At 77.3% G+C, this 23,159-nt stretch carries 18 protein-coding genes; 9 read left to right on the forward strand and 9 right to left on the reverse strand.

Features of this window, described 5'->3' with window-relative positions; all coding sequences use genetic code 11:
* The first annotated feature begins 28 nt into the window (after positions 1–28).
* Complete coding sequence (locus tag ANAEK_RS08335) at positions 29–919, forward strand: LysR substrate-binding domain-containing protein (protein WP_012525709.1); 891 nt, start codon at positions 29–31, stop codon at positions 917–919.
* Between the two features lie 182 nt (positions 920–1,101).
* On the opposite strand, the gene ANAEK_RS08340 is transcribed toward ANAEK_RS08335, so the two are convergent.
* From ANAEK_RS08340 to senA, 5 genes are all read right to left on the reverse strand, one after another.
* Positions 1,102–1,485 carry a tautomerase family protein gene (locus ANAEK_RS08340; RefSeq protein ID WP_012525710.1) on the reverse strand — a complete coding sequence of 128 codons (384 nt, stop codon included), beginning with the start codon at positions 1,483–1,485 and terminating at the stop codon, positions 1,102–1,104.
* A gap of 95 nt (positions 1,486–1,580) precedes the next feature.
* The gene (locus ANAEK_RS08345) at positions 1,581–3,482 is read right to left on the reverse strand and encodes a hybrid sensor histidine kinase/response regulator (protein WP_012525711.1); all 1,902 of its coding nucleotides are present in this window, start codon (positions 3,480–3,482) and stop codon (positions 1,581–1,583) included.
* Positions 3,476–4,459, reverse strand: coding sequence for an ABC transporter substrate-binding protein (locus ANAEK_RS08350; protein WP_012525712.1), 984 nt, complete (start codon positions 4,457–4,459; stop codon positions 3,476–3,478). The genes ANAEK_RS08345 and ANAEK_RS08350 overlap by 7 nt, the downstream gene beginning before the upstream one ends.
* A gap of 125 nt (positions 4,460–4,584) precedes the next feature.
* On the reverse strand, positions 4,585–5,538 hold the full coding sequence (senB, locus tag ANAEK_RS08355; protein ID WP_012525713.1) for a selenoneine biosynthesis selenosugar synthase SenB: 954 nt from the start codon (positions 5,536–5,538) through the stop codon (positions 4,585–4,587).
* A complete protein-coding gene (senA, locus tag ANAEK_RS08360; RefSeq protein ID WP_012525714.1) occupies positions 5,535–6,659 on the reverse strand; it encodes a selenoneine synthase SenA in 1,125 nt (374 codons plus the stop codon). Before senA ends, senB begins: the two co-directional genes overlap by 4 nt.
* 134 nt (positions 6,660–6,793) lie before the next feature.
* On the opposite strand from senA, the gene ANAEK_RS08365 reads away from it, so the two are divergent.
* From ANAEK_RS08365 to ANAEK_RS08375, 3 genes are all read left to right on the forward strand, one after another.
* Entirely contained in the window at positions 6,794–8,173 is a 1,380-nt protein-coding gene (locus ANAEK_RS08365) for an FAD-dependent oxidoreductase (RefSeq protein ID WP_012525715.1), read from the forward strand.
* A 107-nt stretch (positions 8,174–8,280) separates the two neighbouring features.
* On the forward strand, positions 8,281–9,141 hold the full coding sequence (locus ANAEK_RS08370; RefSeq protein ID WP_012525716.1) for a pirin family protein: 861 nt from the start codon (positions 8,281–8,283) through the stop codon (positions 9,139–9,141).
* 195 nt (positions 9,142–9,336) lie between these two features.
* Positions 9,337–11,244 (forward strand): PKD domain-containing protein, encoded by a 1,908-nt coding sequence (locus tag ANAEK_RS08375; protein WP_012525717.1) that lies wholly within the window; start codon positions 9,337–9,339, stop codon positions 11,242–11,244.
* Between the two features lie 3 nt (positions 11,245–11,247).
* Here the strand turns inward: ANAEK_RS08375 and ANAEK_RS22990 are convergent, their stop codons facing one another.
* Entirely contained in the window at positions 11,248–13,746 is a 2,499-nt protein-coding gene (locus ANAEK_RS22990; RefSeq protein WP_012525718.1) for a hypothetical protein, read from the reverse strand.
* Positions 13,743–15,065 (reverse strand): hypothetical protein, encoded by a 1,323-nt coding sequence (locus tag ANAEK_RS08385; protein WP_012525719.1) that lies wholly within the window; start codon positions 15,063–15,065, stop codon positions 13,743–13,745. The genes ANAEK_RS22990 and ANAEK_RS08385 overlap by 4 nt, the downstream gene beginning before the upstream one ends.
* Before the next feature lie 190 nt (positions 15,066–15,255).
* Between ANAEK_RS08385 and ANAEK_RS08390 the strand changes: the two genes are divergently transcribed.
* From ANAEK_RS08390 to ANAEK_RS08405, 4 genes are all read left to right on the forward strand, one after another.
* Positions 15,256–16,188: a DMT family transporter gene (locus ANAEK_RS08390; protein ID WP_198137464.1), complete on the forward strand. Its 933-nt coding sequence runs from the start codon at positions 15,256–15,258 to the stop codon at positions 16,186–16,188.
* A gap of 12 nt (positions 16,189–16,200) precedes the next feature.
* Positions 16,201–17,208, forward strand: a complete 1,008-nt coding sequence (locus ANAEK_RS08395) for a LysR family transcriptional regulator (protein ID WP_012525721.1) — start codon at positions 16,201–16,203, stop codon at positions 17,206–17,208.
* A 55-nt stretch (positions 17,209–17,263) separates the two neighbouring features.
* Complete coding sequence (gene trxA / locus ANAEK_RS08400; RefSeq protein WP_012525722.1) at positions 17,264–17,596, forward strand: thioredoxin; 333 nt, start codon at positions 17,264–17,266, stop codon at positions 17,594–17,596.
* Between the two features lie 156 nt (positions 17,597–17,752).
* A complete protein-coding gene (locus ANAEK_RS08405) occupies positions 17,753–20,305 on the forward strand; it encodes an ATP-binding protein (RefSeq protein WP_012525723.1) in 2,553 nt (850 codons plus the stop codon).
* 3 nt (positions 20,306–20,308) lie between these two features.
* Here the strand turns inward: ANAEK_RS08405 and ANAEK_RS08410 are convergent, their stop codons facing one another.
* Positions 20,309–20,509, reverse strand: a complete 201-nt coding sequence (locus ANAEK_RS08410; protein WP_012525724.1) for a hypothetical protein — start codon at positions 20,507–20,509, stop codon at positions 20,309–20,311.
* A 183-nt stretch (positions 20,510–20,692) separates the two neighbouring features.
* Between ANAEK_RS08410 and ANAEK_RS08415 the strand changes: the two genes are divergently transcribed.
* The gene (locus tag ANAEK_RS08415) at positions 20,693–22,309 is read left to right on the forward strand and encodes an SDR family NAD(P)-dependent oxidoreductase (RefSeq protein ID WP_012525725.1); all 1,617 of its coding nucleotides are present in this window, start codon (positions 20,693–20,695) and stop codon (positions 22,307–22,309) included.
* A gap of 271 nt (positions 22,310–22,580) precedes the next feature.
* Here the strand turns inward: ANAEK_RS08415 and ANAEK_RS08420 are convergent, their stop codons facing one another.
* On the reverse strand, positions 22,581–23,063 hold the full coding sequence (locus ANAEK_RS08420; protein WP_012525726.1) for a cyclic nucleotide-binding/CBS domain-containing protein: 483 nt from the start codon (positions 23,061–23,063) through the stop codon (positions 22,581–22,583).
* Positions 23,064–23,159: the final 96 nt, after the last annotated feature.

The raw sequence follows: 23,159 nt of genomic DNA on the forward strand, positions 1-23,159 counted from the left end.
GTGTCGAGACGTCCTAGATCTCGATGGCATGGAGCTCCGGCACCTGCGGTACTTCGTGGCGGTCGCGGAGGAGCTGCACTTCGGCCGCGCCGCCGCGCGGCTCGGGATCGCGCAGCCGCCGCTCAGCCAGCAGATCCGCCAGCTCGAGCGCGAGCTCGGGGTGGAGCTGTTCCTGCGGGCCCGCCGCCGCGTCGAGCTCACCGAGCCGGGGCGGGTGCTGCTCGGGCACGCGCGCGCCGTCCTGCAGCGCGCGTCGCAGGCGGCGGAGGACGTCCGGCGGGCGGCGCGGGGCGAGACCGGGGCCCTGTCGGTCGGCGTGGTGGCGTCCGCCACCTACGGCCTCGTGCCGCGCGTGTTCCGCACGTTCCGCGCCCGCCACCCCGACGTGGCGCTCGGCGTGGCGGTGATGAGCACCGGCGCGCAGGTGGCCGCGCTCCGGGCCGGGCAGCTCGACCTCGGGCTGGCGCGCACGCCGTTCGGGGACGAGACGCTGGTGGCCGAGACCGTGCTGGAGGAGCCGGTGGTGGTGGCGCTGCCGGCGGGGCACCCGCTCTCGGCGCGCCGCGCGCTGCGCCTGGCGGCGCTGGCGCCAGAGCCGTTCGTCCTGTTCCCGCGCGATCGCCGGCCGGGCTGGTACGACTTCGTGCTGGGGCTGTGCCGCGACGCCGGCTTCCAGCCCCGGGTGGCCGAGGACGCGCCCGAGCTCGCCACCGCCATGGCGCTGGTGGCGGCGGGGATCGGGGTGACCCTGGTGCCGGCGTCGGTGAAGGACCTGCGGCGGAGCGGGGTGGACTACCGCCCCATCGCCGCGCCGCGGGCGCGCACGCGCCTGGTGGCGCTGCGCCGCCCGGGCGAGCCGTCGCCGCTGGTGGTCCGCTTCGTCGAGGTGGTGCGCGAGGTGCTCCGCCGCGGAGCGTAGCGGACGCGCGGCGCCGCCTCAGGGCGCGTGAATCCATCCCCGGACCGAGCCAGGCGGTCGAGACGCGAGCAGCGCGAGGCGCGACGACCGAGCATGCCCGTCGGCATGTGAGGGAGGAGCAACGACGCGATGCGACGCGGATCGGCCGCCGCGGCGACGGGAGGGGATGGGTTCACGTGCTCTCAGGTCGCGTACTGCGCCTCGCCGTTCCCGAAGGACCAGTTCTCCTTCGCCACCTCGACCAGGCTGACGATGACGTCCTCGCGGCGCACGCCGACCGCCGCGTGCAGGTCGTCGGCGATGCGCCGGAAGAGCGCGCGCTTCATGTCCACGGTGCGCCCGGCGTTGGCGGTGATCTGCACCACCACCACGTCCTCGCCGTGGTCGATGCCGAGGTAGCTCGGGGCGATGCTCAGCCCCTCGTCGCCGTGGCCGGCGATCACCTGGAAGCGATCGTCGGGCGGGACCTTGAACGTGTCCACCAGCGCGCGGTGCACGGCGTCGCCGGCGGCGCGCCGCTGCTCGGGGCCGAGGCGAAGGGTGGTGTCGATCCGGACGAGCGGCATGCGAGATCCTCCGAGCCCGCCTGTCTAGCACGGCGCGCGCCGGCGCGTCGCCGGTCGCGCGGGGCGCGGCCCGCCGGCGCCCGGACGGTGCGCCGTCAGCCGCCCGCGCCGGCGCGGATCCCGGCCGGCGGCGACGCGACGGCCCGCTCGACCTCGTCCGGCCTCGGCGGCTTCGCGAGGTGCCGGTCGAAGCCGGCCTCGTGGGCCGCGTGCACGTCCTCGGGCAGCGCGTAGCCGCTGATCGCCACCAGCAGCAGGCCCGGCCCGCGCTCCCGCCGGAGCGCCCGCGCCACGTCGTAGCCGCTCATGCCCGGCAGGCCGATGTCGCAGAGCACCACGTCGGGCGCGCCGGCGCGCGCCGCCGCCAGCGCGCCCGGACCGTCGTGCGCGACGGCCACCTCGTGCCCGGCGTGGCGGAGCAGCTCGGCGAGCGTCTCGGCCGCGTCCACGTTGTCGTCCACCACCAGCACGCGCCGCGGCCCCGCCGCGCCGGCCGGCGCCGCCGGCGGCGCGAGCAGCGGCTCGGCGCCGCCGGCCGCCAGGGGCAGCTCGACCACCAGCTCGCTGCCGGTGCCGGGCCCGGCGCTGCGGGCCTCCACCGCCCCGCCGTGCAGCTCCACGATCCCCTTCACCAGCGACAGCCCCAGCCCGAGCCCACCCGCGCTCCGCGCCAGCGACCGATCCGCCTGGACGAACGGCTCGAAGATCCGCCCGAGCAGCTCCGGCGGCATGCCCACGCCGGTGTCGATCACCCGGATCACCGCGCGCCCCTCGCGCGCCGCCGCGCGCACGGTGACCCGGCCGCCGGGCGGCGTGAACTTGGCCGCGTTGCTGAGCAGGTTGCCGACCACCTGCGCCACGCGGGTGGGATCGGCGTCCGCCCGGAGCGGGCCGGCGGACAGCTCGACCTCGAGCGCGATGCGGCGATCGTCGAGCAGGTCGCGGTAGTCCTCGGCAGTGCGGGCGATCACCTCGGAGAGGTCGATGCGCTCCCGGCGCAGCTCGATCTTCCCTCGCGCGATGCGGGTGACGTCGAGCAGGTCGTCCACGATGCGGGTGAGGTGGTCCACCTGCCGGGCGATGACCTGGAGGGCGCGCCGGCCCTGCGCCGGGCTGGCGGCGGGGTGCGAGAGCAGGTGCAGCGCGCTGCGGATGGGCGCGAGCGGGTTGCGGAGCTCGTGCGAGAGCATCCCCAGGAACTCGTCCTTGCGCCGGTCGATCTCGGTGAGGCGGGCGTTGGCGCTGACCAGCCGCCCGGTCATCCGGTTGAAGGCGCGGGAGAGGGTCCCGATCTCGTCGGGCCGCTCCGCCCCGGCCACCTCGGCGGGGAGGCTGGTCTCGGCGATCCGCTCGGCGGTGCGGGCGATGTCCTCGAGCGGTCGCACCACCGCGCGCGCCGCCAGCAGCGAGAGCGCCGCGGCGGCGAGCAGGCCCACCACCACCGCGGCCGCCGAGATCCACAGGGCCCGGGCGCGGCGCGCCTGCAGCTCGACCACGATCCGGTCGAGGAAGCGCAGGTAGTAGCCGGACACGTCCTTCAGCAGGGCCTCGCTGCGGAACGACATCAGCCCCCAGCGCTCGAGGGCGCGCTCGAGCGCCGGCCCGCCGCCCGGCGCGGCCCGGCGGATCTCGTCGCCGAGCGCGTCCTGCGCGGCCCGGACCTCCACGTACTCGCGCCACGCGTCGGCGACGCGCGCCGGCAGCGGGAGCGCCTCGATCTCGCGCATCAGCCCGGCGATGCGCGCGCCGGCCTCGTCGAGGCGCGTGTCCTGCACGCCGCCGGGCGAGCGCGGCAACGTCAGGAACCAGCGCTCCTCCTCGTGCGTGGCGTCGCCGAGCGCGAACGCCAGCGAGATGGCGGTCCGCACCGCCCGGGCGTCGCGCTCCAGCGTGCGCGCCTGCTGCGCGGACGACCACGCCGCGTAGGCCAGCGCCGCGCAGGCCACGGCGGCCAGCAGCGTGGTGGGCACGAGCAGGCGCCGGCCGACGGTCACCATCGCGCGTCCCCGGGGAGCAGCATGACCGCCTCGGGCGCCACCTGCTCGAGCAGGGCGGGCGCGACGAGCTGGTGCAGGTCGGGCGGGTCGCCGCGCAGCGCGCCCGCGGCGGTGAGCGCGTCGCGCTCGCGGCGCAGGACGTCCACGAGCACGTTGTCGAGGCCGATCCCCCAGCGCACCCGCTCCAGCTGGGCGGCGAGCGCGGCGTCGCCGGTCTCCGGGAAGCGGCCGCGGATCAGCGCCCGCGCCCCGTCGCGGTCGGCGCGGACGCGCCGCTCGCCGCACGCCAGGCCCCGCAGCAGCGCCCGCAGCGCCGCGGGCCGGGCGGCCAGCACGTCGTCGCGGGTGACGAGGAGCGAGACCTCGACGTAGAGGTCGGTCTGGAACACCTGCGCGCCGGGTCCGAGGCGGCGCTCGGCCTCCTGCGCGGGCGGATCGGAGAGGACCGCGGCGTCGAGCGCGCCCGCGGCGAGCGCCTCGACCGACTCGGCCGGCGCGCCGGGCACGAGCACCACCCGATCGCGCGGGACGCCGCCCAGGCGGAGCGCCAGGTCGGCGAAGAAGTCGGCGTTCGTGCCGGGCGCGAGGCCGATCCGGCGCCCGCCCAGGTCGGAGAAGCCGCGGATCCCGCTCGCGGCGCGCACCACCAGGCGCGTGTTGCGGGTCGAGGTGTGCAGGGCGGTGAGCGCGCGGAGCCGGCCGTCGGCGTGGGCGGCCTGGAGCACCGGCGTCTCGAACGCGACCGCCACGTCCGCGCCGCCGGCGCGGAGCAGCGCGAGCGCGTCGCGCCCCAGGTCGAAGGACCGCTCCTCGACCTCCAGCCCCTCGGCGGCGAAGCAGCCGCTGGCGGCGGCGACGAGGGGTAGGGCGGTGGCGGGCTGCCGCACGGAGGCGAGGACCAGGCGCGTCCGCGGCGGCCGGCGATCCCCGCAGGCCACCAGCAGCGCCACGGCCACCATCAGCGAGGCGAAGCGCACGCGCTCCTCCGCTCAGGTCCGCCCCGGCCTGTGTACCACGCCGGGGGTCCGGAGGAGCGGTGATCCGCCGCCCGTGGCATCGCGCCGCTGGCCCCGCGGCCGGGCGCCGGGCGCGCGAGGGGACGTCAGCCGGGGAACAGCTCGGCGAGGAGGCGGCGCCAGGCCTCCCGCTCGCGCGCGGGCTCGACGAGCGGGCGGGCGCGCGCCGTCGAGCGACGCAGCTCGACCAGGAACGCGGGGTCCTCCTCCGCCCGGAGGAGGAGCCCGGCGAGGGCCTGAGGATCGCCCACCGGGAAGTAGCCGGGGTGGTCGGGGCCGAGGAGCCCGACGGTGCCGTCGATGCGGGTGGAGAGCACCGGGACGCCCGCGGCCACCGCCTCGGAGAGCGCGTTCGAGCCGCCCTCCAGGCGCGAGGTGATGACGAGCACCTGGCTCCCGGCCAGGATCGAGAGCGCCTCGCGGCGCCGGTGCTCGCCGAGCCACAGGTACCTCGGGTTCGCCGCCATCTCGGCCCGCGCGGCCGGGGCCGCGTCCGGATCGAGCGCGGCGCCGAGGTGCGCGACCTGGAGGCGCGAGCGGGCGGGGAGGCGGCGCGCGGCCGCGGCGGCGACGAACGCGTCCTTCACCGCGCGCACGTGCGCGAGCAGGCAGGCGCGGAACACGCCGTCCGGCGGCGGCGTGGGCGGGGCCGCGACCGCCGACTGCTCGATCACGCGGGCCCGGGGCCGGATCTCGGGCGGCAGCGCCTCGACGCCGCGCGCCTGCAGCACCGTGACGCGGGTGGCGAGCGCGAGCGAGCGCCGCGCCTCGGGCGACGCGGGCAGGTCCTGGTACAGATCGGTCCCGGCCATGCCCACCACCAGCGGCGCCCCGGGGCGGGCCTCGCGCCAGCGGAGCACCGAGGCGTGGCTCTTGGTCGCGTGCAGCGCCACGAGCAGGTCGCACCGCTCGCCGGCCCACGCGTCCACGAGGCCCACGCGGTGGCCGAGCGCGCGCAGGTGGCCGGCCCAGCGGAGCGCGGTGACGCGGTTGCCCTTGTGTGAGCCGCGGGCGGCCGGCGTGGCGATCGCGATCCTCACGCGGCGCAGGTCCGGAACCCGGCCCAGGGATCGCGGCGATCGGGCGTGTAGAAGTTGCGGAAGGTGGGGCGCAGCAGGCGCGCCGGCGTGGCGAAGCTCCCGCCGCGGAGCACCCGGTGCGTGCCGAACCAGGGCTGCGAGTACTCCCGGTACGGATCGGCGACGAAGCCGGGGTAGGGGAGGAAGTCGCTCGCGGTCCACTCCCACACCCGGTGCGCGGCGCCGAGCGGGGCGCCCTCCGCGGCAGCGGCCGCCTCCCACTCCGCCTCGGTGGGCAGCCGCCGCCCGGCCCAGCGGCAGAACGCGTCCGCCTCGTGGGCGCACACGTTCGCGACCGGCCGGTCCGCCTCCAGCGGCACGCGCCGGTCGAACTCGCGGCGCGTCCACCCGTCCGCAGCGCGCTCCCAGTACGCCGGGTGCTCGGCGCCTTCGGCCTCGCGCCAGCGCCAGCCGGCGGCGCTCCACAGCGCGCGCCGGCGGTAGCCGCCGTCGTCCACGAACTCGGCGAAGCGCGCCTCGGTCACCGGGGCGCGGGCGATCCGGAACGGCCGGAGCTCCACCGGGTGCGCCCACTTCTCGTTGTCGAACACGAAGCCGTCGCCGGCCGCCGCGCCGAGCCGGAACGTCCCGCCCGGCAGCGCCGCGTCGCCCTCGGGCCCGGCGCCGGCCGCGGCGGCCGGGAGCCCGGGCGGCGCCGGCCAGCCCAGCGTCTGGCGCGAGAACGCCATCGCCTCCCAGTGCATGTCCTCGTGGAAGACCGAGAGGCGCACGAAGTAGGGATCGGCCTCGCCGCGCTCGAGCAGCGCGAGCACGCCCGCCTCGACCTCGCCCAGGTACCCGATCGTCTCCTCCAGCGAGGGGAGCGGCAGGTCCCAGCGCACGTCGTGCGGGATCGCGGTGGAGTCGTACAGCGCGTCGGCGCCGGCCCGGAGCGGCGGCCGGCCCGCGGCGTGGCGCAGCACCCAGCGCTCCTGGAACCAGGCCACGTGCCCGAGCTCCCACAGCGGCGGGTTGACGATCGCGAGCCGCGGGCCGAGCAGGCCGTCCGCCGGCAGCGACGCCGCGAGCCCGAGCGTGCGCGCCCGCGCGTCCCGCACCCAGGCCGAGAGGATCCGGTCCATCCGCCTCTATGTAGCGGAACGTCCCGGCCCGGGCGAGGCGTCTTCTCGGGCGCGCGACACCTGGGAGCGGCCTGGCGCGGGCGCCCCGGCGGCGGCAGATCCGCGGGACGCCCGCGCGGGCGCGGAGGTGGCGCATGGCAACGGATCTCGACGTGCTGGTCCTCGGCTCCGGCCAGGCCGGCGTGCCGCTCGCGGCGCGGCTCGCCGCCGCGGGGCGGCGGGTGGCGCTGGTCGAGCGCGGCGACCTGGGCGGCACCTGCGTGAACGCCGGCTGCACGCCGACGAAGACGCTCATCGCGAGCGCGCGCGCCGCGCACGTGGCGAGGACCGCCGGGCGGCTCGGGATCCGCGCCGGCGAGGTGCAGGTGGACCTCGGGGCGGTGATGGACCGCAAGGACGCGGTGGTGGCGCGCTGGCGCGAGGGCGTGCGCCAGCGGCTGGAGGCCGCCGCGCCGCGGCTGCGGCTGGTGCACGGTCCCGCGCGCTTCGTGGCCCCGCGCGAGGTGGAGGTCGCGGGCGAGCGGCTCGCGGCGCCGGTGGTGATCGTGAACGTGGGCGCCCGGCCGGCGGTGCCGCCCATCCCGGGGCTGGACCGGGTCCCGTTCCTCACCAGCACGGGCGCGCTCGCGCTGCGGGCGCTCCCGGCCCACCTGGTGGTGCTCGGCGGCGGCTACGTCGGCTGCGAGCTCGCGCAGCTGTTCCGGCGGCTCGGCGCCGGCGTGACGGTGATCGGCCCCTCGCCGCACCTGCTCGCCCGCGAGGACGAGCCGGTGAGCGCGGCGCTGGAGGAGGTGTTCCGGCGCGAGGGCATCCGGCTCGCGCTCGGCGCGGCGGCCGAGGCGGTCGAGGGCGGCGCGGGTGCGGTGCGGGTGCGGCTCGCGGGCGGCGCGGTGGAGGAGGGCTCGCACCTGCTCGTCGCCACCGGGCGCCGCCCGAACACCGACGACCTCGGCTGCGACGCGGCCGGCGTGGCCCTGGATCGCCGCGGGTTCGTGGAGGTGGACGCGCGCTACCGCACCAGCGCCGAGGGCGTGTACGCGGTGGGCGACGTGGCCGGCGGGGCCCAGTTCACCCACAGCGCATGGGACGACCACCGCATCCTGTTCGACCTCCTGCTCGGCCGCGGCCGCCGGACCCGCGACGACCGGCTGGTGCCGCACGTGGTGTTCACCGATCCGCAGGTCGGGGGCGTCGGGCTCACCGAGCGCGAGGCGCGGGCGCGCGGCGTCGCGTTCGAGCTCGCCACGCTGCCGTTCGCGAGCGTGGCGCGCGCCGTCGAGGTGGACGAGCCCGACGGCGTGCTGCGCCTGCTGGTGGACCCGCGCGACGACCGGATCCTGGGTGCGTCGGTGGTGGGCGCGGAGGGAGGGGAGCTCGTGCACGTGGTCGCCGCGCTGATGCAGGCAGGCGCGGGCGCGCGGGCGCTCGTGGACATGGAGATGGCGCACCCGACGTTCTGCGAGGGGCTCCAGTCCGCGGTGATGACGCTCGAGCGCTTCGCGCTCCGGCCCTGATCGGAGCCCCCCGGGCGCGGCCGTTCCGCCCAGCGCAACGATCCGGTGCGCCCCCGGACATTGCGCCGGACCGGGCCGGACGGCACATCCCGGGGCAGGAGATCGCCATGACCGAACGCGGACTCGAGACCGTCGTCACCCCCATCGCCGCCAGCGACGGCGCCGGCGTGCGCCTGAAGCGCAGCATCGCCACCCGGACGCTCGACCACCTGGATCCGTTCTTCCTGTTCGACCACTTCGGCTCGGAGAACGCGAACGACTACATCGCGGGCTTCCCCATGCACCCGCACCGCGGCATCGAGACCATCACCTACATGCTCGACGGCAGCGTCGCGCACCGCGACAGCATCGGGAACTCGGGCGTGATCGGCGCCGGCGACGTGCAGTGGATGACCGCCGGCAGCGGCATCCTGCACGAGGAGATGCCGAAGGTCGGGCCGCGCCGGCTCGACGGCTTCCAGATCTGGGTGAACCTGCCGGCGAAGCTGAAGATGACCCGACCGCGCTACCAGGACGTGCCGGCGGCGCGCATCCCCGAGGTGGCCCGGGCCGGCGGCGCGCGCGTGCGGGTGGTCGCCGGGGAGGTGGACGGGGTGGCCGGCGCCGTGAAGGACATCTTCGCCGGCCCGACCTACCTCGACGTCGCGCTGCCCGCGGGCAAGACGTTCGAGCAGCCGGTGCCGCGTGGCCACACCGCGCTCCTGTACGTGTTCGAGGGCGAGGTAACCGTGGGCGGCGCGCAGGCCGGCCGCGCCGCGCAGGCGGTGGGCGCCCCGCGGCTCGCCATCCTCCGGGACGGCGACGTGGTCCGCGTGCACGCCGGCGCGGCCCCGGCGCGCTTCCTGCTGCTCTCGGCGCAGCCGCTGAACGAGCCGTACGCGCGCTACGGGCCGTTCGTGATGAACACCGAGGAGGAGATCGAGCAGGCCCTCCACGAGCTGCGCAGCGGGACGTTCATCAAGCCCTGAGCGCCGGTCCCGGGCGCGGTGGTCGGGTGTGCGCGGCGCCGCGTGCGTGTGCGGCGCGGGCGCAGCCGCGGCCCGGGCCGCTGGCGTTTTGCGGACGGTGGACGGTCGGCGTTCGCCTAGCATGCACGGTCCGTGTCGGAGGTGGACCGCCGGCGCCATGATGGCGCGCGCGGCTCCGCGTTCCCCGGAGGACCCATGCACCCCGCCCGCCGCCACGTGCCCGCGGCCATCGCGCTCTGCACCCTCCTCGCCTGCAGCGGTGGCGGGAGCGATCGGCCCCCGCCGCCCGTCATCCCGGGGAACGCGCCCCCGATCGCGCAGGCCGGCTTCGACCGCGCCGTCGCGAAGGGCGCGCTCGTCCAGCTCGACGGCTCGGCCAGCCGCGACCCGGAGGGCTTCCCGCTGAGCTACGGGTGGACGTTCGTGTCGCGGCCCGTCGGCAGCGCCGCCACGCTCCAGTCCGCCACCTCCCAGCGGGCGTCGTTCGTCGCCGACGTGCCCGGCAGCTACGTGGTGCGCCTCCAGGTGTCCGACGGGCTGAACGCGCCGGTCTCGGACGACGTGGTCATCACCAGCCAGAACGTGGCGCCGACCGCGGCGGCGGGCGCCGACCGGGAGGGGAGCCGGGGGATCGCGGTCGCGCTCGACGGGCGCGCCAGCTGGGATCCGGACGGCGACGCGATCACCTACGCGTGGGCGCTGACGGCGCGCCCGCCCGGCAGCACCGCGGCGCTCACCGGGGCCGGGCTCTCCCAGGCCTCCTTCACGCCGGACGTCTACGGCAGCTACGTGGTCCGCCTCACGGTGAGCGACGGCGTGCTCGCGGCGCAGGACGACGTGACGGTCACCGTGCGCAACCACGCGCCCGTGGCGGACGCCGGCCCGGACCTCGAGTCCAACGCCGGCTCGACGCTCGCCCTGAGCGCCGCCGCCTCGAGCGATCCGGACCAGGACCCGATCACCTGCGCCTGGGCGCTGGTGACGAAGCCGGCGGGCAGCGGCGCGGTCCTGTCGGACCCGGGCGCGTGCGCCCCGTCGGTCACCTACGACCTCGCGGGCGTGTACGCGTTCTCGCTCGCGGTCCACGACGGCCAGCTCGCCAGCGCCGCGGCGGACACCGTGCAGGTCATCGTCCACGAGAAGGTGTGGATGCTCGGCCACGCGGTGGCGGACGCGGAGTACTCGCGGGCGCTCGACCGGATCGTGGCGGTGGGCGGCTCGAGGCTGTACGTCGCCGACCCCGTCGGCGGGACGGAGACGTCGGTGGCGCTCCCGAAGGCGGCGCTCGCGGTGAGCGTCTCGCCGGACGGCCGCTACGCCGCGGTCGGCCACGACGCCCTGGTCTCGTACGTGAGCCTCGACGCGCCGCCGGCGCTGCTCGGCACGTTCACCACCAGCGTGATCCCGTCCGACGTGGTGCTGGCGGGCAACGGCTGGATCTACGTGTTCCCGACCACCTGGGACCAGATCCACGGCATCCGGATCTCGACCGGCGTGGACACGCCGAGCACCGGCTGGAGCCCGTTCGACGGCACGAAGGCGAGGCTGCACCCGGGCGGTGCCGCGCTCTACGGCGCCGACAACTTCGTGTCGCCCGCCGACATCCGGAAGTTCTCGATCGCGAGCGGGGTGGCCTCGTTCCTGTACGACTCGCCGTACCACGGCGACTACGCGATGTGCGGCGATCTCTGGATCACCGAGGACGGGCTGCGCATCGTGACGGCGTGCGGCAACACGTTCCACTCGAACACGACCCAGGGCTCCACCGCCGGCTCGGACATGACCTACGCCGGCGCGCTGGAGGGCACCGGACAGGTGAAGTGGGCGGACCACTCGGCCGCGGCCGGCCAGATCCTGGTGGTGACCGGCGTGCCGTACTGGCCGGCGGATCCCGACGCGGACGCCGAGCTCCGGCTGTTCGGCGACGACTTCCTGGCGCTCCAGGAGACGATCCCGCTCACCCGCATCGGCGTGGGCGGCAAGGGCTACGTCTCGCACGGGCGCTTCGCGTTCTTCTCCGCCGACGGGACCCGCCGCATCGCGCTGGTCCAGGTGGACGCGACCTCGGGCCTGCTCGCGCCCGACGCGGTGGTCGTCTACTGACCGTCACCACAGCTCCTCGGTCTCCGAGCTGCCCTCGCTGGGGCTGAAGTCGATGAGGTGGCCGTCGAGGTACGGCACGTAGAAGCGATAGCCGTCGGCCTCGTGCCCGGACCAGCCGCTCCGGTCGAACGTCGCCGCGCCCATGGGCGCGGTGGCGCTCACCGAGTCGGAGCTGCTCGGCGAGGGATCGCCGCGCGAGGCGGGGGAGAGGCCGCTGCGGGTGGTGAGCGTCAGCGCGAGCCCCCGCTGCGTCGCCTCGGCCGGGCGCGAGGTGGCACGCCGCACGCCGGCGCGGAACGCGATCACCGGGCCGTTCGCCCGCGGGAACGGGTAGCGGTCCGCCGGGAACGCCTCCAGGCAATCGGCGGTGTCGCTCGCGTCCGAGCCGCTGGTGCAGGTCTCGGACAGGTGGTGGATCCGCCGCGCCTTCCGCGCGAGCACCAGCCGCTCGCAGGTGGCGCGGCAGGCGGCGTCGCACGCGACCGCCGCGGCGCCCGCCGGGAGCGGATCCGGCCACGGCCAGGGCACCAGCGGGCAGGCCGCGTCGAGCGCGTCCTCGTCGGCCGCCGCCGGGTCCGAGCCCGCCTTGTACTCGAGCGCGAACGCCGTGCCGGCGCCGGTCTCGTCCAGCGCGGCGCGCCCCGCGTAGCCGGTGACCGAGCCGGTGACGAGCAGCCCGCCCGCGCGGACCGTCGCGACCAGGCCGCTCGCGCCGGAAGCGAGCGCGGGCGCGCAGGCCAGGTACGCGTCGCGGACCGTGCAGTCCTCCGCGCCCGACCCGGTCGGCTCCGGCGTGCACGGCGGCGGCCCGAGCGCCAGCGCGCCGCCCGGCCGCGCCGCGTCCGGCGCCAGCAGGGCGGTGACCCGCCCCTCCACCTCCGCCGCGCAGCCGGAGAGCGCGGCGGCGTTCACGACCACCACGTCGTCGAGCTGCACCCCGAGCCGGGGATCGTGCACGCGCGCGACCGGCGACACCCCGCCGCCCGCGCCGGTCCGCTGCAGCGCCACCCAGGGCGCCCCGTCCGCCGCGGCCCCGGTCTCGGCGGCGCGGGCCTCCAGCCCGGGGAGGACCCCCTGCCACGCGACGGTCCAGTCCTCGGTGGTGGTGAAGCCGGGCGTCACCTGGACCGCCTCGATCATCGCGTCCTCGGTGACGGCCAGCGTCGCAGCGCCGGCGGCGGTCGTGGTCCAGAGCCCGAGCCGCTGCGCCGACCCGTCCACCAGCGTCGCCTCTGCGGCGGTGACGCCGGTGCGCGCGCTGCTGGAGCGCAGCGGCGAGCTCTCGTTGGGGATCTCCCAGCGCGCCAGGTCCACCCAGTAGACGTCGCCGTCGCCGCAGGGGACGGCGGCGACCGCGGTGGTGGCGCGCGCGCCGGTGCTGCCGGGGACGATCTTCATGAACGGATCGACGTAGAGCGCGTCGTCCGCAGAGGACGAGGGCGGCCGCGCCGGCGGGCCCGAGATGGCGATCGCGACCGCGGTCGCGGGCAGCGGCAGCGGGGCGAGGTAGGGCATGTCGCCCGCGGGATCCGCCACCAGGCCGCCCGCCGCGGGGTCGAGCACGGCCAGGCCGCAGCCGATCCGCTCGTCCCGGCCGCAGCCGCCCGGGCCGAGCACCGCGTACACCCGGTCCACCGCCGCCGCCTCGAACGCCTCCGCGCCGTCCGCCGCCGAGTCGGCGCGCCGCTCGCGCAGCGTCCACGCCGCGACGAGGCGCGTGGGCGCGCGCGCGTCGAGGCCCCGGAGCGTCCAGGTGCCCGGCTCGAGCGACGCGTCCAGCTCCGCCACTCCCTGCACGGCCGCGCCCGCGTCGCCGGTGAGCAGGTCCGCCGTGGCGGCGTACACGTGCCGGGGATCCGCCGGGTTCACCGCGAGCGAGAGCGGCTGGAAGCCCACGTCCTGGACCGCGGTCGTCCCCGCGGAGATCCCGCCGTCCGCGGCGCGCGCGTACTCCACCACCGCGACGCGGTTGCCCGAGAGCGCGGCCACCACCCGGACCTTGCCGGCCTCGGCGGCCCAGGTGTCGCCGGCGAGGGCCGGGACCGGCGCGGCGACCGCGTCCACGATGACGGCGCCGGGCGCGAGCACCGCGAGCTCCACCGATCGTCCCGAGACCACCGCCGGCGCGCCGCTCCAGGTGTCCACGAGCTGCAGGTCGGTGCCGCCCGAGGAGATGGCCACCAGCAGGTCGGCGCCCCCGTCGCCGAGCGGGCCCGCCGCGAGCCGGACCGGTCGCGGCGCCACCGAGACGAGCAGCGGCCAGACCGCCACCGGCGAGAGCACCGGCGCGTCGTCCACGGCGTCGAGCAGCACCAGCGCGTCGTCGCCGGTGCTCGCGATGGCGAGGTACGGATGCCGCCCCTCCGCCTCGAAGACGCCCTGGATCATGGCCACCGCGGAGGGCTCGTCGAGGTGCAGCTCGGCGCTGCTGGAGGAGCTGCAGCCGGCCGTGAAGGCGAGCGCGGCGGCGAGCGCGGCGGCGCGCGGGGCGGTCGCCGTCACCGGGACACCTGCCCGATGCGCAGCGCCGACGTCGCACCGGCGGTGGTGACCAGCGCCGCGTCCCAGGGCGCGTCGAGCGGCACGTCCACGGCGCTCACGAACCCGTCCTCGAACGAGCCGACGTGCACCCGGGCCGTGGCCGCGTCGCGCGGCTCCACCGCGAGGCCGAACGGCTGCCCGCCGACGAGCGGCGCGCCGGTGGTCTCGTCCCGCGTGAACACGCGGCGCACCGCCCCGGCGTCGTCGTCGTAGATCGCGAGCAGCTCGTCGTCGAACGCGGTCACCGCCACGAGGTCCCGCCGGCCGGCGCGCGCCGGGAGCACCCGCACCTCCGACGCGCCCAGGCCGAGCTGGACCGTCCGCACGAGCGCCGGCGCGAGCGCGCCGTCGGGGCCGGTCGCGAGCTCCAGCACCAGCAGCAGGCCGCCGAGGTCGGTGGACGGTCGCTCCCCGCTCGCCTCGGCGACGTCGGTGTCGAACACGTGCGCCGCCACGTAGGCGCGCCGCGTCAGCCCGTCCTGCGGGTTCGAGAGCGCCAGGCCGGCGAGCTCGAGGCCGGCGACCTGGTCCGCGAGATCGATCGAGCGCACCGGGCAGCCGCCCTCCCACGCGTCGGCCCCCAGGACGCAGCCGCCCGAGAGCTCGATCCAGCCGAGCGGGGCGGTGGTCCAGGTCTCGCTTGTCGTGAACAGCAGACGATCCGCCTCGGCGTCGTAGGCGAGGCTGCGCGGGGCCGCCGAGGCCACCTCCACGGTGCTGCGCGCGCCGGTGGCGAGATCGAGCGCCGTCAGCCAGCCCTCGTTCCCGTCGGCGCGGAGGTAGCCGACCCAGGCCCGCGCCGGGCCGCCCGCGGGGCAGGAGACCGCCACCGCGTAGGGATCCAGCGGCCCGTCCTCGAGCGGGACCTCGCACCCGTCCCCGCAGGAGGGGTGGCCGGCCTCGTCGAGCTGGAGCCGGTACAGGCGGCGCGCCTTGCGAGAGGTGGCGAGCAGCTCCGGGCGATCGAGCCCGCACGCGTCCGCCTCGGCGACGGCGAGCTCGCCGCCGAGGCTGCCGATCGGGACCGCGGCCGCGATGGCGGGCGGGTCGGTGGCGAGGTCGACGGCGGCCACCGAGCCCGCGTCGTAGGTGAGGTCCTGGTTGGACGAGAGGACGAGCAGGGTGCCGTCGCGGACGGCGAGCGCGGTCGGGTAGACGAGGCGGTCGAGCGGGACCGCGTTCCGCGCCTCCGGCTGCGCGCAGGCGGCGACCGCGACCGCGAGGGCGAGCGCGAGGCCCGGCGCGGCGAACGGGCGGAGCGGGCCGAGGGGCGAGCGCATCCGGCGGAAGCTAGGTGCTGGACGTTCCGGGCGCGTTCGTCTCCGGTGACGGATTGTGACCGCGGCGGCGGGAGGCGCGAGAACGCCCACCCCCGGCGCGCGGATGCGCGCGCCGGACGCTTGCCCTCGCGCGCGTCGCCGACTATTCGTGCGGCTCGCGCCGGACGTGGGCGGCGCCAAGGAGACCCGGGTGACCCGCCGAGGCTGGATCCTGTTCGTCGCGCTGTGCGTGCTGTGGGGCATCCCGTACCTGCTCATCAAGGTCGCGGTGCGCGACCTCTCGCCCGCCAGCCTCGTGTTCCTCCGGACCGCCGCCGGGGCGGTGCTGCTGCTCCCGTTCGTGCTCGTCCGCGGGAACCTGCGGCCGGTGCTGGCGCGCTGGCGCCCCATCGCGCTGTTCACGTTCGGCGAGATGGCGGTCCCGTGGCTGCTGCTCGCCGACGCCGAGCGCCACGTGACCAGCTCGCTCGCGGGGCTCGTCATCGCGGCCACGCCGCTGGTCGGCGCGCTCGCCTCGCGCCTGAGCGCGGGCCACGAGCCGCTCGGCGCCCGCCGCCTGTCGGGCCTCGCCGTCGGCCTCGCCGGCGTGGTGGCGCTGCTCGGGCTCGACCTCGGCCGCGGCGACGCGCGCGCGGTGGCGGAGCTCGCGGTGGTCGTGGTCGGGTACGCGCTCGCGCCGCGGATCGTGGCGCGCAGCCTCTCGGATCTCCCCGCGCTCGACGTGGTGGCGGTGTCGCTCGCGATGTGCGCGCTCGCGTATGCGCCGTTCGGGATCGCGCAGCTGCCCGGCGCCTGGCCGCCCGCCGAGGCGCTCGGCGCGGTGGCGGGGCTCGGCGTGCTCTGCACCGCGCTCGCGTTCACGCTGTTCTTCCAGCTCATCGCCGAGGTGGGCCCGGTCCGCGCCACGGTGGTGGCGTACGTGAACCCGGCGGTGGCGGTGGCGGCCGGCGTGACGCTCCTCGGCGAGCCGTTCACGGTCGGCACCGCGGTGGGGTTCGCGCTGATCCTGGGCGGCTCCTGGCTCGCGACCTCCGGCGCCGCGCGCCGAGCGGCGTCCCCGATTCCGGCCCGGAGCTCCGCGCCGGGCGCGGTCGCGCCGGCCGCCGCCGAGCGGGCGGGGTGACGCCCTCGGGCCATGATCGCGGCTGACGCGAGCCTGGACGACCTCCGGCTGCTCGTGGAGGTGGTGGCGACCGGCGGCCTCACGGCGGCGGCGGCGCGCCTCGGCCTGCGCAAGTCCACCGTCAGCCGCCGGCTCGCCGCGCTCGAGGAGCGCCTCGGCGTCCGGCTCCTGGAGCGGAACGCGCGCCGGCTGCGGCTCACCGAGGCGGGCCGCGCGTACCACGCCCGGGCCGCGCGGCTGGTGGCCGAGGCCCGCGCGCTCGACCGGGAGACCGCCGAGGCCCGCGGCGCGCCGCAGGGCACGCTGCGGATCGCGACGCCGGCCCTGCTCGGCGAGCTGCTCGCGCCCGCGGTGGCCGAGCTGCTGCTCCGCCACCCGCGCCTGGGGGTCGAGCTCGCGCTCGCGCCGCCGCACGTGGACCTGCTCGCGGAGGAGCACGACCTGGCGCTGCGCACCGGCCCGCTCGCCGACTCCTCCCTGGTGGCGCGCCGCCTCGGGACGCTGCGCACCGGCTGCTACGCCAGCCCCGCCTACCTGGCCCGCCGCGGCACGCCGGCCACGCCGGACGCGCTGCGCGACGAGGCGGAGGCGCACGATTGCATCCTGCTCGCCGAGGCCGGCACCGACGAGATCTGGTTCTTCGGCGCGGGCGCCACGGCGCGCACGGTGCGCCCCGCCGGCCGCCTGCGCGTGCCCAGCGTGCACGCCGGGCAGCTCGCCGCCCGCGCCGGGCTGGGCGTGGTGCGGCTGCCGGCGGCGCTCGTCGCGGACGACGTGCGGTCCGGGCGCCTCGTGGCGGTGCTCGAGGCGGAGACGCCGCCGGGCATGCCGGTCCACGCGGTCTACCCGAGCGGCCGGCACCTCGCGCCCAAGGTGCGCGCGTTCCTCGAGCTGGTGTCGGGCGGCGCCGCGGCGCTGCCCTGGGATCCGCCGGGGCGCGCGCCGGACCTGGGGCCGGGGGACGCCGCGGAACGCAGCGTTCCGGCGCGGCCGGTCGCCCCGGCGCGCCGCCGCGGGTAGATCCGGTCCGCGCGGCGGCCGGGCACTCCGCCCGGCGGCGCGGGCGGAGGCGGCCATGGCGGGCGGCGTGCTGGACATCGGGGACGCGGAGTTCGAGCGCGAGGTGCTGAGCGCGGCCGAGCCGGTGCTGGTGGAGTTCACCGCGGCGTGGTGCGCGCCCTGCAGGGCGCTCGCGCCCACGCTGGAGGCGCTCGCGAGCGGCTACCGCGGCCGCGTGAAGGTCGCCGCGCTCGACGTGGAGCGGCACCCGGCCACCGCCGAGCGGTACGGGATCCGCGCGATGCCGACGCTGCTCTTCTTCAAGGGCGGCAAGGTGGCCCGGCAGCTCGTCGGCGCGGTGCCGCGCGCGCGCCTCGAGGACGCGGTGCGCGAGCTCCTGCCCCGATAGGCGGGCGCACGGCCGGGTGGGAGCCCGGACCACCTCCCGCGCCCGCCGCGTGCCTGCGCGCGGGGGCGCAGGTCGGCGCTTCCGAGGCCGGCGCCCGGAGGGTACTCTCGCTGCTCGACCGGGGGCGCGTGGCCCCCGGCGCCCCGGAGCGCGAGCGTGAGCGGCGAAGAACAGCGGACCCCGGTCCCGGCCTGGGCGTCCTCGCGGGCAGCCCCGGCGCTGGTGGTGGCGGTCGCGATCATCGACCTGCTGGCCGTCCTGCTGGTCGGGTCCTCGGTCGAGCAGAGCCGGCTCCACCAGCACGAGCGCGCCACCGCGGCCACCCAGAACCTGGCCGCCGCGCTGGAGCAGTACCTCGGCGGCATCTTCGAGAAGGTCGAGCTGACGCTGCTCACGGTGGCCGACGAGTACGCGCGCGAGTCGGCCGCGGGCCGGCTGGACTCGCCGATGTTCGACGACTTCCTGGCGCGCCAGCGCGGACGGATCCCGCAGGTCCACGCGCTCGAGGTCTTCGACGCGAACGGGGTGCTGGCGCACGGCCGCGACGCGCCCCCCGGGGTCGTCAGCGACATCTCCGACCGCGAGTACTTCCGGCGGCTGCGGGACGACCCGGGCCTCGGCGTGATCGTCTCGAGCCCGCTCGTGGGACGGCTCACCGCCCGCCCGCAGCTGGTCATGGCCCGCGCGCTCCGGCGCGCGGACGGCGGCTTCGCCGGCGTCGCGGTCGCGAGCGTGCTGCTGGAGGACCTGGCCCACGCGCTGGAGGGCTACGACGTGGGCGCGCGGGGCGTCATCGTGCTGCGCGATCCCGACCTGGGCGTGGTGGTGCGCCGCCAGACCTCCGGCGCGCCCATCGCGCTCGGCGACCGCACCGTCTCGCCCGAGCTGCTGGCGCTGCTCCGCGACGGCCACCGCTCCGCCACCTACTCCGGCGTGGCGGTGGACGGCGTCGAGCGCACCTTCACGTTCCGGCGGATGGCGCGCACCGGGCACCTCGTCATCGTGGGGCTCGCGTGCGACGACTACCTCGCCGGCTGGCGCCGCTCCACGGTGCTCGCCACAGCCGTGCTCGCGGCCTTCGGCCTGCTCACCGCCGCCGCGGCCTGGCTGACGCTGCGCGCCTGGCGCCGGCACCAGGCGGCGGTGCAGGACCTCGCCGAGCAGGAGACCCGCTTTCGGCTGCTGGCCGAGAGCGCCACCGACGTGATCTGGATGGTGGACGCGGCGCGCCGCCTCACCTACGTGAGCCCGGCGGTGCAGCGCCTGGCAGGGTGGACGCCGGAGGAGGCCTGCCGCGTCCGCTGGCCGCGGCTCCTGTCGCCGCCCTCCATCGAGCGGATCCGCTCGGCGCTCGCCCGGCTCGGCGCGGTGGCGCCGCACGCGCAGCCGTTCGCCGACGCGCTCATCGACCACGAGGTGGTGGCGAAGGACGGCCGGCGGGTCCACGCGGAGTCCCGCTTCAGCCTCCTGTGGAGCGCCGACGGGCAGGTGCTCGGCGCCATCGGCGTGACCCGCGACGTCACCGAACGGCGCGAGATGCAGGCGCGGGTGCAGGCCGCGGAGCGCATGGCGGCGCTCGGGACGATGGCGGCCGGCGTCGCCCACGAGGTGAACAACCCCCTCACCTACGTGTACGGCAACGTGGCGTTCGCGCTGGAGCGGCTGCGGTCGGTGGACGTCGCGCGCGGCCGGCAGGGGCCCGTCGACGAGGCGCTCCAGGCGCTGCGCGAGGCGCTGGCCGGCGCCGACCGCGTCCGCCACATCGTGCGCGACCTGAAGGCGTTCTCGCGCGCCGAGGACGGCCGGCTCGAGCCGGTGGACGTGGCGCAGGTCATCGAGGGCTGCCTCAAGATGACCGCGACGCTCACCGGCGACCGGGCGCAGGTGAGCGTGCGGCTCGCGCAGGTCCCGCGGGTCCTGGCGAGCGAGGCGCGGATCGGGCAGGTGATGCTGAACCTGATCGTGAACGCCGCGCACGCCATCCCCGAGGGCGACCCCGACGCGAACCGCATCGAGGTCTCCACCGCGCTCGCCGCGGACGGGCGCGTCGAGGTGGTGGTGACCGACACCGGCACGGGCATCGCGCCCGAGGTGCTGCCCCGCATCTTCGAACCGTTCTTCACCACCAAGGGCGTGGGGGAGGGGACGGGGCTGGGCCTGTCGATCTGCCACGGGATCGTGAAGGGGCTGGACGGCGAGATCGAGGTCGAGACGGCGGTGGGACGGGGGAGCCGGTTCCGAGTGCTGCTCCCGCCGGCGCCGGAAGGCGCGGTGGCCGCGCCGCCGGAGGCGCCCCCCGCGCCCGCCGCGCCGCCGCGCCGGCGGGTGCTGGTGCTCGACGACGATCCGCTGGTGGCGCGCGCCATCGGCCGGACGCTCTCGCGCGACTGCGCGGTGGACGTGAGCACCGACCCGGTGCAGGCGCTCTGGCGCGTCCACTCGGGCGAGCGCTGGGACGTGATCCTCTGCGACCTGATGATGCCCGAGCTCGCCGGGATGGACGTCCACGCGTCCATCCAGGAGATCGATCCCGGCCAGGCGGCGCGCATCGTGTTCATGACCGGCGGTGCGTTCACCACCCGGGCGCGCGAGTTCCTGGAGCGCGTCCCGAACGCCCGGCTCGAGAAGCCCCTCGACCCGGCCACGCTGGCGCGGGTGCTCGAGGCGGGCGGCCGCGGGGCGCCGGGCGACGGGACGGCCGGCCGCTGAGGCTCAGGCCGGGCGCAGCCGCCCCAGCAGCACCGGCGCGCACGGGGGCGGCGGGGCTCGCTGGTCCCGGCGCTCCGCCTCCCGCTCCGCCAGCACGGCCTGGCAGGCGGGGCAGGACACGGTGACGGGCACGATGGTCCAGAACCGGCCGTTCTCCGCCCGGCACGCCGCGCCGCCCGCCGCCTCCTCGTAGAAGTGGATCATCGCGTCCCCCCTGGTCGGCTAGACCCTGCGACCGTGCCCAGCGTCGCGCGCCGGCGCTCGCGGCGGAAGTCGCGCGAGCGCCCGACCCGCACCGCCGGGACGCGCGGACGGGGGACAGCTGGGGCACGCCGCCACGCGGCGGGGGTGGGCACGCGCCCGCAGCCGGGGTATGGATGCGCCCCCATGGCGACCCCTGGCGACGGCGGCGGGCCCGACCTCGATCCGGCCGACCTCGCGGCGGCCCTCCGCGTGCTGGCGCGGGTGGCCGAGGACCGCACCCTGCTCGCGCGCGTGGACGCGGACGCGCGCGTGGCGCTGCAGCGGCTCGCCGGCGAGGTGGCGCGGCCGGATCTCAAGGCGCGCAAGAAGCTGCAGAAGGCCCTGCTCAAGGAGGAGCACCGCGCGCGCCGCTCCCGCGACGCCGACCTGCGCCGGGACACCGGCATCCAGCGGCTCCGGCAGGCGCCGGTGTTCGTGGCGCCGCTCCCCGAGCTGCCGCCGCCCGGCGCCGACGCGTCCGGCTGGTGGCCGCGGCTGCCGGGCGCGGGCGAGGCCGCCGCGGCCGGCCCGGGCGCGGACGCGGTCGCGGAGAACACCGGACCGGAGCTGTCGGAGCCGCGCAAGTGCTACGTGTGCAAGGCGAGCTTCCGCCGCCTGCACCCGTTCTACGATCAGCTGTGCCGCGCCTGCGGGGACGAGAACCAGGCGCGCCGCACCGCCGGCGTGGACCTTCGCGGCCGGGTGGCGCTCGTCACCGGCGCGCGCGTGAAGATCGGCTACCAGGCGGCGCTGCTGCTGCTCCGCGCCGGCTGCACCGTGGTGGCGCTGACCCGGTTCCCGCGCGACGCCGCGGCGCGCTACGCGCGCGAGGCGGACTTCGAGCGCTGGCGGGACCGGCTCTCCATCCACGGCGTGGACCTGCGCCACACGCCAAGCGTGGAGCTGCTCTGCCAGCGCCTCGACGCGACGCTGCCGCGGCTCGACTTCCAGCTCCACAACGCCTGCCAGACGGTGCGGCGGCCGCCCGGGTTCTACGCGCACCTGCTCGAGGCCGAGCAGGTGGCGCCCTCCGCGCTGCCGCCGGCCGAGCGCGCGCTGCTGCGGGACTGGGAGGCGTTCCGGGACGCGCTCCGCGGCCAGGGGGGCGCCGCGGGCGTGACCGGGCCGGCGCTGCTCTCGCAGGCGCGCAGCGACGCGGACCTGCTCCTGCCCGGGAAGAGCGCGCTGGAGCTGTTCCCGCGCGGCGTGCTCGACCAGGACCTGCAGCAGGTGGACCTGCGCACGCACAACTCCTGGCGCCTCCGGCTGCACGAGGTGCCCACGCTGGAGCTGCTGGAGGTGCTGCTGGTGAACGCGACGGCGCCGTTCGTGATGGCGTCGCGGCTGAAGCCGCTGATGACGCGGGCGCCCGGGGCGCCCGAGGGGACCGCCACCAGCGGCGACGCGGCCCGCCACGTGGTGATGGTGTCGGCGATGGAGGGGCAGTTCTACCGCGAGCACAAGACCGACCGGCACCCGCACACGAACATGGCCAAGGCGGCGCTCAACATGCTGGTGCGGACCAGCGCGGCGGACTACGCGAAGGACGGCATCTTCCTGAACGCGGTGGACACCGGCTGGGTCACCGACGAGGACCCGGCCCACCTCGCCGCGCGCAAGGTGGAGGAGCACGCGTTCTCGCCGCCGCTCGACGTGGTGGACGGCGCGGCGCGCATCGTCGCGCCCATCTTCGACGGCTTCCGCACCGGCCGGCATCCGGCCGGGCAGTTCTTCAAGGACTACCGGCCGGTGCCGTGGTGAGTTCGGGGGCGGGGCGCAGCCCCGAGCGCGGCAAGGCCGCGCCCGCGGGGACCTCGTGCGAGCCCGCGCAGGCGGGCGCGCGAGGTCACGGGCCCCCGGCCGGTGCCGTGGTGAGGCCGGGGGCGGGGCGCAGCCCCGAGCGCGGCAAGGCCGCGCCCGCGGGGACCTCGTGCGAGCCCGCGCAGGCGGGCGCGCGAGGTCACGGGCCCCGCGCAGCAGGGTGGGGCCCCGCGGAGCTCCGCTCCGTGGGGCGGGGCGCAGCCCCGTGGGATCAGTAGACCGAGTTCGCCGCGTGGCTGAACATCGTGGTGATGGGCTCGCTCAGCTGGTGGGCGCGGCCGCCGCGGATGTAGCTCTCGAGCTGCTCGATGTCCGACTGCTTCTCCTCGACCACCAGGTCCACCAGGTCGAGCATCGAGATGACGCCGACCACCACGCCGCCCTCGCGCACCGCGAGGTGGCGGGTGCGGCGGGTGCGCATGAGCTGCGCGCACTCCGCGTCGGTGGCCTGCGGCGCGACGGCGGGGAAGTCGGGGCGCAGCACCGCGGCGAGCGGCGTCTTCGCGGGGTCGACCCCGCGCGCGATGGCGGCGACCAGGTCGCGCTCGGTCACCAGCCCCGTGAGCGCCCCGCCGCGGCGCACGCCGACCGAGCCGATGCCGCGGTCGGTCATGAGGCGGGCGGCCTCGGCGCAGCTGGCGGTGTCGTCGAGGGCGACGACGGTGCGGGTGACGCGGGTCTGGATCGAGGCCATGTGCGGTTGCCCTCCGGGGCTGAGCGGCCGGGCGCTGCCCGGCGTGTTCCGGAGGCGATGATGCGCCCCCGCGCGCGCCGCGCCTCCACGCAAGAT

It is taken from the genome of Anaeromyxobacter sp. K, assembly GCF_000020805.1.
GTDB classification, from domain to species: Bacteria; Myxococcota; Myxococcia; order Myxococcales; family Anaeromyxobacteraceae; genus Anaeromyxobacter; species Anaeromyxobacter dehalogenans.